The organism is Nostoc sp. DedQUE12b (assembly GCF_034530835.1).
In the GTDB taxonomy this organism is placed as follows: domain Bacteria; phylum Cyanobacteriota; class Cyanobacteriia; order Cyanobacteriales; family Nostocaceae; genus Nostoc.
The window spans coordinates 1-9,842 of sequence record NZ_JAVRCI010000141.1; the positions used below are offsets into that span (position 1 = coordinate 1).

The following is a 9,842-nucleotide window of genomic DNA, read 5'->3' on the forward strand; positions in this document are numbered from 1 at the left end:
AAATCGAGTGCTTTTTGCTTTTCTCCTAAACGGTTGTAGTTAAATCCAAGGCCAACCAGTACAGTTGCTTTAAGATGTGAGTCATTGAGTTCTCGTGCAATGATTAAAGCTTGCTGTAATATTTGTATTGCCTGTTGGTGTTCCTGTTGCTGTGTCAGATTTGCCCCTTGCTCTAGCAGTCTTTCTGCTTCTTGCGCTTGGGAGTTTTGAGTTTGTCCCCAAGTGGGTTGAGCCATCAGCATCACTGTTAAAGGCGTTAGATAAAAGCCCACAGCCAAAAGACTGGTGAGAATTTTTTTCATAGAATAGCGCAGAGGTAGCTGTTTTTAATTGGGTGTTAGCAAAAGTTGTCGTTAGCAACATCAAAAGTATTTGGTCAAGTCTGGGATTGCTACCCTACAGGAACGCTAAGAGCAAGCAAAGCGATCGCAAGAACAAAAATACCTTAACTTTGCGTAAGTCCTATAAAGGTTGAAACATTTATTGCCGACATCGGAGCATTTGTTATAAACGTTCGGACATTTCTTGCAAATGTTTAAGCATTTGTTGGAAATGTTTGAACGTTTGTTGCAAACGTTTGAATATTTGTTGCAACTACTTGAACATTTATTATAGATATTTGAATACTTGTTACAAGTACTTGAACATTTGTTATAGATGTTTGAATACTTGTAACAAGTACTTGAATATTTGTTGCAAACATTTGAATACTTGTTACAACTACTTGAACATTTGTTGCCAGCACCAAAGCATTTGTTACAAACGTTTAAACATTTGTTGCTAGCATCGAAGTTTTTGTTATCAACATCAGCAAAAGCCTAAATTAGGGATTTACGTTGAGTAGACACAAATATGCTATAGAAGCGTACAGCTAAAATAATTCACGAATCAATAAGGGTTTGCCAGAATGTTAATCGTTCTTTGTTGCGAATTGAACTGGATTTCATTCACCACATATTGCCGATTTCTAGCCACTGACTGAATACCCAGCAACTGTGCTGTGGAAACTACAGGTGGTTTAAGTTTCACCACCGCTTGACCCTGAGTAGGATTTTTTACGGTAAAAGTATTTAGGGGTATACCATTCCAAGTTACAAGCTGACCTGTGGGACGGTCTCGCTCACCCCGGATAATTTGCCGCCCATTGCTTCTGTAAGCTAACGCCCCATTCTTGAAGACTACTTTTTGAATTTTGCTCAGGGGAATTGTGGCAGTTTTGCCACTACGCTGAATTGATAGTGCTTCTGTCTGTGCATCAATTCCGATTACTCGACCACTGTTTGACCCACCTGCTTTTAAGATGACTTCTGCTAACTCTGGTAAGGCCACTGGAAGTTCTAATTCATCTGCTTTGACTGGTGTCTGTGCTAAGAAGAAATTTTCCGTTGTGACATCCTTGCTAATTACAGCTTGGATGTTCCCTGCTAGTGCTGCTGCCATTACTAAGATTGCCACAACCGATCTTTGGAAAAAAGCTTTCATGGCTTTAACAGTGTATTTGACTAGATTTAACTTTCTCATTAAACTTCAGAGGCGTATATTAAATTTCCGTAAAATCACTAAAACAAATTGATTATTTACCTGTAACAGTTTGTAGTTGTGCAATATAGACCTAACCCCAACCCCTTCCCTACTAGCGTTGGGCAGGGTGGTTTCATACGAAAAAAGAAAAATACATAAGTCTTGATTTCTCGTTTTGTGGCATAGCTTTTTCCCTCACTTCCATTCCTCTCCCCCACGGGGGGAGAGGCTTTGAAACCCAGTTTTAGTTTTTCTCTGCTTGTATGAAACCACCCCGCTTCCCTACTAGCGTTGGGAAGTAAAATTCAAAGCCTCTCTCCTCTTAGGAGAGAGGTTTGGAGAGAGGTCAGAGTGTATTTGCACACAAATGAGAAACGCTATATTGTTTCCCTCATCTCCCCTATTTTTCGTATGACCCAAACCCCGAACCAGGAAACCAATATTTTAGGTAAATTCACAAGTGTACTTGGCTTACTGGGTGCGGCGCTTTTCTTTGCAGGCTGGATTTACCGTTGGTCATATTTCTATTTTTTTCAGCTAGAAGTCAATACCCTCGACTTACCCGCACAGTCTTTTTTGATAGTTCCCCTGCAAATATTTCTCGGAGATGGTTGGACAATCTGCAAAAGTGCGATCGCTTTTTTTGTAGCTGCGATCGCAATTCAGGCAACATTATGGTTAATTAAGATCGTTAGTGAGACAGTAGTCTCTGCAAGCCAATTACTATTGAGTCGCATTATCTCTGCAACCCAACACAAACGCTCATGGACAGCTAAACGGCTAAAATCTCTGGCTGAATTTAGTTCTGGACAACTGCGCTCAGTGGAATTTCTGCGATCGCTAGTCAATGAGATAGTAATAGTATCCTGGGTATTAATTGTGATATTTTGGTTAGCTCGTTGGCAAGGCATCGCAGATGCACGACGAGACGCTGGTCAAAACTCCACCTTACCTGTTGTAGCTTTAATTACACCTGAAGAAAAGTTTGCTGTGGGACGCAAACTTGATGATATATTTGCAGATCCATCTTTGAAAGGTTATCGTATTATTGGCGATCGCGGTCTATTCGACGACTTGCGAGGCAGAGAAGATAATGACATCAGCAATCCACAGCAGCCGCGAGTCTGGCGCTTACTCCTAGAACGTGGCGGCTGGATTTATTTGTTTCGAGCATTACCCTCAAACGCAAAACCTGGCGAGATTCCATCTGTGTTGGCTATTCAAGAAAGTGAGAAGGGACATATCATCATTCGCAGTCCAGAAGCTTCCAAAACAAGTTCTCCTTGATATGCTGATATCTTGCACCATCCTCAATTGACCAATGACCAATGACTAATGACAGTCTTCACAGAAAATAGCGCAATATGTAAGCGCATTAGCTTATCAACACTCAATTGGTAAACTGTGTAATAATTTTTGATGATAGCCAGGAGGAAACTCCTGGTTTTTTTGTATTTGAACCCGCAGAGCAAAGAGATGACAGAAGTAACTCTTCCAGCTTTTATCGAGCAAATGTTGCAGCCGGGATTTTATCCCCATTCGGTAACAGAACCTATTCAATTAATTCAAACCCACGTTTCTTATGTGCTGTTAACTGGGGATTACGCTTATAAGCTGAAAAAACCTGTGAATTTTGGCTTTTTGGACTTTTCCACCTTAGAGAAGCGGCAGCATTTTTGTCAGGAAGAGTTACGGTTAAATCAGCGGGGTGCTGGTGAATTGTATTTAGAAGTTTTGCCCATAACTCTGGTAGAGGAGCAATACCAGTTAGAGGGAACAGCCGAGGCTGTAGAATATGTGCTGAAGATGCGCCAGTTTCCTCAAGAGTCGCTATTAAGCACACTATTTGAACAGGGTAAGTTAAATGAGACGCGCTTAGATGAATTGGGACGGGTGGTGGCTCAATACCATGCTGAAGCTCAGACGAATGATTACATTCGCACTTTTGGCGAAGTGCCAAATGTTCGCGCTGCCTTTGATGAAAATTATCAGCAAACTGAGAAGTATATTGGTGGCCCCCAGACTCAGGCGCAATTTACAGAAACCAAGCAATATACAGATAACTTTTTTGCCGAACGTCCAGAATTATTTGCTAGCAGAATTCACAACGATTATATTCGTGAATGTCACGGAGACTTACACCTGAGAAATATTGCCCTGTGGCACGATAAAATCTTGTTGTTTGATTGCATTGAGTTTAATGAGCCGTTTCGCTTTGTCGATGTGATGTACGATGTGGCGTTCACGGTGATGGATTTGGAAGCTCGCCAACGCAAAGACTTGGGTAATGCGTTTTTGAATGCCTATATAGAGCAAACTGGAGACTGGGAAGGCTTACAGGTGTTGCCCTTGTATTTAAGTCGTCAGGCTTATGTCCGGGCTAAGGTAACTTCATTTTTGCTAGACGATCCGAGTGTACCCGCGACGGTGAAGGAAGAAGCGACAAAAACCGCCGCTGACTATTACAAACAGGCTTGGGAGTACACTAAACCAAATCTGGGACAACTAATTTTGATGTCGGGATTGTCGGGTTCTGGTAAAAGTACAACAGCAAGGTCTTTAGCCCGTCAACAGGGAGCGATTCACCTGCGTTCGGATGCAGTGCGGAAACATTTAGGGGGAATTTCTTTGTGGGAAAAGGGTGGCGATGATTTGTATACACCGGAGATGACCGAGAAAACTTACACACGGCTGTTGGAATTGGGAATTATCCTAGCTAAACAAGGTTTTTCGGTGATTTTGGATGCTAAGTATGATAAGCAGCAATTGCGGCAAGAAGCGATCGCACAAGCTACAAAACATCAACTTCCACTTCAGATTATCCAATGCACAGCACCGCTGGAAGTTTTAAAAGAGCGTTTGAACAATCGCACTGGTGATATTGCTGATGCCACCGCCGATTTATTAGCTTCACAAATCAAACAAGCTGAACCTTTTACTGAAAAGGAACAACCTTATGTAAAGATTTGGGATACAACTCAGCCACAACAGGCACAATTAAAATAATTCGTAATTCGTAATTCGTAATTGAATCGAAAATTAGGAATTACGAATTATGAATTAGTAATGAGTTAAATAAGTTTTTTATTTTATGGCAGACAAAAAGAACGACCTTTTCAGTATTTCTCCTAGCTTCTTTTCTCAACTATTATTTGGGGCATTTTTAACATTTATATTAATAATGACTGGCTCCGCACCAGCCCTGAGCATCTTCTTAGGAATCATGGGCGGTTTCATCTTAAGCTGGATCGCAAATTTAACTGATAATAGTCCCCAAGCTCCAGCTGTCGCCTCATCTGATGGTGTCGATACAGGATTGAAATACTGGTTATTTTTCATGCTGGGCTTTGTATATTTGGGCTATCCCGCACCCATGAGTATCTTACTAGGTGGATTAGGCGCTTTAGCTGGAGGCTGGATTACTGCTTGGTGGGGAAGTAAGGAAGAAACTAGAACTCAGTTGCAAGTTGAAGAATCAGAAGAGACAGAAGTTGAACCAACGAATGAAAGGATGAACAAACGGCAAATCAGAAAAGCCGGTCGCCGTTACCGTCGCGCTCCTGGAAGTAGTTTCAATTACAAGTTTTGGGAAAGGTAGTAATTTGGGAATTGAGTGTTGAAAAGAGGCGGAGGAGCGGAGGGGCGGAGGGGCAGAGGGGAAAGATTTACTTGCTACTTCTCCTCTTCTCCCCTGCTCCCCTGCTCCCCTGCCCCCCTGCTCCCCTGCTTCCCTGCTTCCCTGCTTCCCTGCTTCCCTGCCCGACGCCTTAATAATATGTTCTTATATCTATCCAAATTACTGCCACTATTTTTTTATCCACTAGGATTAGCCTGTGTAAGCTTGGTAGTAGCGTTAGTGACTTTGTGGAAACGACCGCGGACTGCTGCGATCGCAATTGCTTTTTCCCTAATTTTATTGCTATTTTGTAGCAATGCTTGGATCGCTAAATCATTAGTGCGATCGCTAGAATGGCAAAATCTTCCACTCGCCCAAATACCTAATGCAGAAGCGATTGTGGTTTTGGGTGGCGCAACAAAATCAGCTTTTCCCCCAAGACCTACCGTCGATTTGAGTGAAGCAGGCGATCGCGTCATCTACGCCGCCCAACTCTATCGCCAGAAAAAAGCACCTATAATCATTCTGAGCGGGGGACGCATTGATTGGCGTGGAAGTGGTTCTCCAGAATCGGCAGATATGGCCACAATACTCACATCCATTGGTATTCCAGCTGAGGCGATTATCCAAGAACCTGACTCTCTTAATACTTATCAAAATGCTGTAAATGTCCGCAAAATTTTGTTATCTCGTGGCATTCATCAGGTATTATTAGTAACTTCGGCAATGCATATACCGCGATCGCTTCAGATTTTTCAGCGTCAAGGAATCAATGCTATTCCTGCACCTACAGACTTTCTAGTTAGTGAGGGTGAGTTGCAAGAACTCGGTAGTACTCCCAAAGCCGCTATACTCAATTTATTACCTGATACTGACAACTTACACCAATTTACCATCGCTTTCAAAGAGTATATTGGTTCTTTAGTTTATCGCTTACGCGGTTGGCTTTAATTAAAGTTAGGAGGTGTAAGAAAGTTATGAGTTATGAATTATGAGTTATTAATTAGGAAGTGCGGTAATTACCTGAATTCAAAACAGACGCGATCAATCGCATCTCTACTACTCTGAATTTTATGTCAAAAAATTTACCTTATATTATTCCAGTTGCTCAACCTGAAGTTGAGGAAGCTTTTGCCGCTTACCAAACAACCCATCAGTTTTACCACGAAGTTCGGTCACGGTCGGAGTTTCAGCGTTATTGTGATTGGTATTATACAACAGCAGAACAAAACCGCCAAGACCTTAAAAGAATGCGCGGCGAACTGAATATTTTTCAGTGGTTTCGCCGCCGATAAGTGATTTAGATGATTTCTAACTCATTTTCACGTAAATGGGCTTTAAACTTTTTACCAAACTGGACTACAATCGGTAGATTAGCGCTTACTGGTCTGTCTCGCCATTGGGTGGCAATAGCTACTACATCGCCTTCTGTACCTTTGATATCAAAAGGCTGATTCCGATGTTCAGGATGATGATACACCACTACCGAATCTTTAACGCGGACGCGATCGCCAACTTTCATAACAACATTTACACCTAGCATTTTCTTTTCCACAAGTATCTGCTACAAAATATATGATTAAATCGCTTAGAATTTGATTTAATCAGCTATTTCTTGACGCTTCATCGGGGTGCAACGGCTTAACCCTCTGCGTCCAGGCACGTCTTAGCAATCCGCGCGTACTTTTTTCTGTTTTTTGCCACGTTAATAAGTATCGCCCATAGCCTTTCTCTTTAACCCAAAAGCAGGGAAATCAAAGAAAATCAGGCGATATCGGATGTGCTTAGTACTTTGACAAGATATCCAACCCTTTTATCTTGACGCTAGGATGTTCCCCAGGTCAACTCTCTCATGAATTTTAGTGTATGGCAGATGATTGGTGATTGCGATCGCTCGTTTGAAAGCAACCGCGATGCCTGCAAAGGCAAGCTAACCAATGCTAAAAAAGTTTTCTAAGTATAATTAACTACTATACTAAATCAAACAACTTTTGTTTGAGACGCGTGATGCTGGAATTTGGGAAAAGCCTTCTTGCTTATAAACAGTTTATTCCCCACGGTCTATTGCTATCTCTGGAAACCAGAATTAGTGGGGTTGCATGTTGTATCTGATAGTTTGATTGCGCTTGCTTACTATTCTATTCCGATCGCACTACTTTATTTTGTCCGCAAGCGCCGAGATTTTCTCTTCAAGTGGGTGTTTGTCCTATTTGCAATATTTATTGTTACTTGTGGTACTACCCACGTCATGGACATTTTGACGCTCTGGTATCCAACTTATTGGTTGAGTGGTTTAATCAAAGCTATTACAGCCATAGTTTCACTGTATACAGCTTGTGAACTTATACCTTTGATGCCAAAAGCACTTGCTCTCCCCAGTTCTGCACAACTGGAGGCAGCTAATCGAGAACTGGAGCGGGAAATTAGCGAACGCAAACAGGCAGAACTCGCATTACAAGAGCGGGAAGCTATGTTGCGGCGAATTGGCGATAATCTGCCCAATGGGGCAATTTATAAGGTAATCCGCGAATTTGATGGCAGCGATCGCTTTGAGTACATCAGCGCGGGGATTGAAAGACTGATGGAAGTCAGGGCAGAAGATGCACTCAAAGATTCAAGTTTGCTATATCGCCAGTTTATCCCAGAGGATGTACCACTTTTTCAGGCAGCAGTCGATGAATCACGGCGGAATGTCTCGGTGTTTGATATCCAAGCGCGAATCCAAACGCCCAGCGGTCTGCTTAAATGGCTCCATTTTCGTTCCACACCACGCCAGTTGCAAGATAGTCGCGTGCTTTGGGATGGGCTAGTAGTGGATGTCACTAATCTTAAGTGTGCTGAAGAAACACTACGCAAGCGTGAAGCCTTATTAGAAGAATCTCAGCGAGTTGCTCGTCTCGGTAATTGGGAATTTGATATTGCCAGTGGCAAAATTACCTGGTCAAAGCAGCTTTTCGCCCTCTTCAATCGAGATCCCGCACTTCTTGAGCCGAACTATCAAGAAAACCTGCAACTGTACTGCCCAGAAGATGCCGAAAAATTAGCCCAAGCAATTGAGCGGGCAATGTCAACTGGCGAATCCTACAAACTCATCTTGCGCGCATCTCAAACTGACGGGTCTATTATTTATATTGAGGGGATTGGACATACAGAATTTAACGCGGATGGAGAAGTAATTCGTCTCTATGGAACTGCCCAAGATGTTACAGAACGGGAAGCCGCACTCAACAAACGCAAACAAGCCGAGGAAGAACTCCGTCGTAGTGAAACGCTGCTAACTACTGCTCAAAAGATTGCCCATCTAGGCAGTTGGGAATGGTACTTAGAGTCTCAAAAACAAATTTGGTCAGCCGAAACCTTCCGCATCTTTGGTCTAAATCCTACTGAATCAGTACCGACACAGGCTGCATTTCTCCAGATGCTTCATCCAGAAGACCGACCAGTGTTGCAGAGGCATCTATTAAGGGCGATCGCCAATAAAACTCCTTTCAATCTTGAATATCGCATTATCCGATCTGATGGCTCATTGCGCTACCTGGAGTTAAGAGTAGAGGTAGCTTATGATACTCAAGGTCAGACTATTAGACTGTATGGAGCTATTCTAGATATTACAGAACGCAAAGAAAGCGAGTTAGAAATCACCAAAAGCCGTGACTTGCTAGAAGCTGCCTTTAACGAATCTGCTGATGCGCTCTTTTTGGTAGATACAGAAACCTTACTGACCCTTGACTGTAATAATCGCGCAGTAGAACTATTTGCAGCCTCAAGTAAAGCTGAACTCATTGGTATTCAAGGTCAAACTTTACAAAAAGAGCAGTTTACTTCTGATGAACTAACCATTATCATCGAAGAAATTACCCAACAAAGGTTGTGGAGTTGCGAAATTGAATATGTCACCAAGCAGGGCAATTGCTTTTGGGGAAACATGGCAATCAAACAAATCAGGGTTGCTGACCGAGTGATGAATTTGGTGCGAGTTACGGATATTACCCCCAAGAAGCGGATCGAAGAAGAACGCCACCGAGCAGAAATAGCCTTAGCCAAGAGTGAAGAACAACTCAGGCTGACGATGGAATTTAACCATATCGGTAGTTGGGATTGGAATTTATTTCAGGGGACAGTTATCTGGAACGACAACCACTATCGCTTGTTAGGATTAGAACCAGAAACGTCATCAGCTACATATCAGTTATGGCGCGATGCTGTTCATCCAGAAGATATTGACCGAGTTGAACAGATTATATGCAATGCCCTGACTAAGCATACTAATTATGAAGCTGAATATCGGGTGATTCATCCCGATGGCAAGGTGCGCTGGCTGGTTGGAAAAGGACGCAGTATTCACAATGCAGCAGGTAAACCTGTACGGATGTTGGGAGTGGTGATTGATATTAGCGATGTCTACGACGAGCTTCGCTTACGCAAGCAATCAGAAATTGCTCTGAAACAAAGCGAGATTCGCTACCGTGCTATTGTAGAAGATCAGACCGAACTCATTACCCGATATTTACCAGACGGCACACTCACCTTTGTCAACCAAGCTTATGCAGTTTATTTTGGGCGATCGCCAGAGGAACTGATCGGCAGCCGCTATCAACCGATTATTTTTGAGGAAGATCGGGAGCGAGTTGCTCAATTAATCGCTTCAATTAGTAACCCAAGTTGCTAGTTATGCTTGCAGCTGTTCAAAAGGCGTTGCATAAAT

General features: G+C 42.7%; 10 protein-coding genes. 6 read left to right on the forward strand and 4 right to left on the reverse strand.

What is annotated here, in order from left to right; all coding sequences use genetic code 11:
- The 3 genes from RMY16_RS32450 to RMY16_RS32460 form a co-directional block, all read right to left on the reverse strand.
- Window positions 1-302 (reverse strand): tetratricopeptide repeat protein (locus tag RMY16_RS32450; protein ID WP_322739821.1); only part of this gene is annotated, 302 nt, incomplete at its 3' end.
- A 233-nt stretch (window positions 303-535) separates the two neighbouring features.
- Window positions 536-748, reverse strand: a complete 213-nt coding sequence (locus RMY16_RS32455) for a hypothetical protein (RefSeq protein ID WP_322739822.1) — start codon at window positions 746-748, stop codon at window positions 536-538.
- Between the two features lie 140 nt (window positions 749-888).
- Complete coding sequence (locus tag RMY16_RS32460; RefSeq protein ID WP_322739823.1) at window positions 889-1,482, reverse strand: hypothetical protein; 594 nt, start codon at window positions 1,480-1,482, stop codon at window positions 889-891.
- A gap of 450 nt (window positions 1,483-1,932) precedes the next feature.
- On the opposite strand from RMY16_RS32460, the gene RMY16_RS32465 reads away from it, so the two are divergent.
- The 5 genes from RMY16_RS32465 to RMY16_RS32485 all read left to right on the forward strand — a co-directional run bounded on the left by RMY16_RS32465 (window position 1,933) and on the right by RMY16_RS32485 (window position 6,432).
- Window positions 1,933-2,808, forward strand: coding sequence for a hypothetical protein (locus tag RMY16_RS32465; RefSeq protein WP_322739824.1), 876 nt, complete (start codon window positions 1,933-1,935; stop codon window positions 2,806-2,808).
- A gap of 189 nt (window positions 2,809-2,997) precedes the next feature.
- The gene (locus RMY16_RS32470) at window positions 2,998-4,527 is read left to right on the forward strand and encodes an AAA family ATPase (RefSeq protein ID WP_322739825.1); all 1,530 of its coding nucleotides are present in this window, start codon (window positions 2,998-3,000) and stop codon (window positions 4,525-4,527) included.
- A gap of 85 nt (window positions 4,528-4,612) precedes the next feature.
- Complete coding sequence (locus RMY16_RS32475) at window positions 4,613-5,119, forward strand: hypothetical protein (RefSeq protein ID WP_322739827.1); 507 nt, start codon at window positions 4,613-4,615, stop codon at window positions 5,117-5,119.
- 177 nt (window positions 5,120-5,296) lie between these two features.
- Window positions 5,297-6,088, forward strand: coding sequence for a YdcF family protein (locus tag RMY16_RS32480; protein ID WP_322739828.1), 792 nt, complete (start codon window positions 5,297-5,299; stop codon window positions 6,086-6,088).
- A 122-nt stretch (window positions 6,089-6,210) separates the two neighbouring features.
- Entirely contained in the window at window positions 6,211-6,432 is a 222-nt protein-coding gene (locus RMY16_RS32485; protein ID WP_322662683.1) for a hypothetical protein, read from the forward strand.
- A 5-nt stretch (window positions 6,433-6,437) separates the two neighbouring features.
- Here the strand turns inward: RMY16_RS32485 and RMY16_RS32490 are convergent, their stop codons facing one another.
- A complete protein-coding gene (locus RMY16_RS32490) occupies window positions 6,438-6,659 on the reverse strand; it encodes a ferredoxin-thioredoxin reductase variable chain (RefSeq protein ID WP_416211729.1) in 222 nt (73 codons plus the stop codon).
- A 510-nt stretch (window positions 6,660-7,169) separates the two neighbouring features.
- Here RMY16_RS32490 and RMY16_RS32495 point away from each other — a divergent pair.
- Complete coding sequence (locus RMY16_RS32495; RefSeq protein WP_322739829.1) at window positions 7,170-9,806, forward strand: PAS domain-containing protein; 2,637 nt, start codon at window positions 7,170-7,172, stop codon at window positions 9,804-9,806.
- The last annotated feature ends 36 nt before the right edge of the window (window positions 9,807-9,842 follow it).

What these genes read in the sequence shown, in the direction of transcription:
- RMY16_RS32470 (WP_322739825.1), top strand. Translation starts at nt 2,998, where the DNA reads ATGACAGAAGTAACTCTTCCAGCTTTTATCGAGCAAATGTTGCAGCCG.
- RMY16_RS32460 (WP_322739823.1), bottom strand. Translation starts at nt 1,482, where the DNA reads ATGAAAGCTTTTTTCCAAAGATCGGTTGTGGCAATCTTAGTAATGGCA.
- RMY16_RS32490 (WP_416211729.1), bottom strand. Translation starts at nt 6,659, where the DNA reads ATGAAAGTTGGCGATCGCGTCCGCGTTAAAGATTCGGTAGTGGTGTAT.
- RMY16_RS32465 (WP_322739824.1), top strand. Translation starts at nt 1,933, where the DNA reads ATGACCCAAACCCCGAACCAGGAAACCAATATTTTAGGTAAATTCACA.
- RMY16_RS32485 (WP_322662683.1), top strand. Translation starts at nt 6,211, where the DNA reads ATGTCAAAAAATTTACCTTATATTATTCCAGTTGCTCAACCTGAAGTT.
- RMY16_RS32480 (WP_322739828.1), top strand. Translation starts at nt 5,297, where the DNA reads ATGTTCTTATATCTATCCAAATTACTGCCACTATTTTTTTATCCACTA.
- RMY16_RS32475 (WP_322739827.1), top strand. Translation starts at nt 4,613, where the DNA reads ATGGCAGACAAAAAGAACGACCTTTTCAGTATTTCTCCTAGCTTCTTT.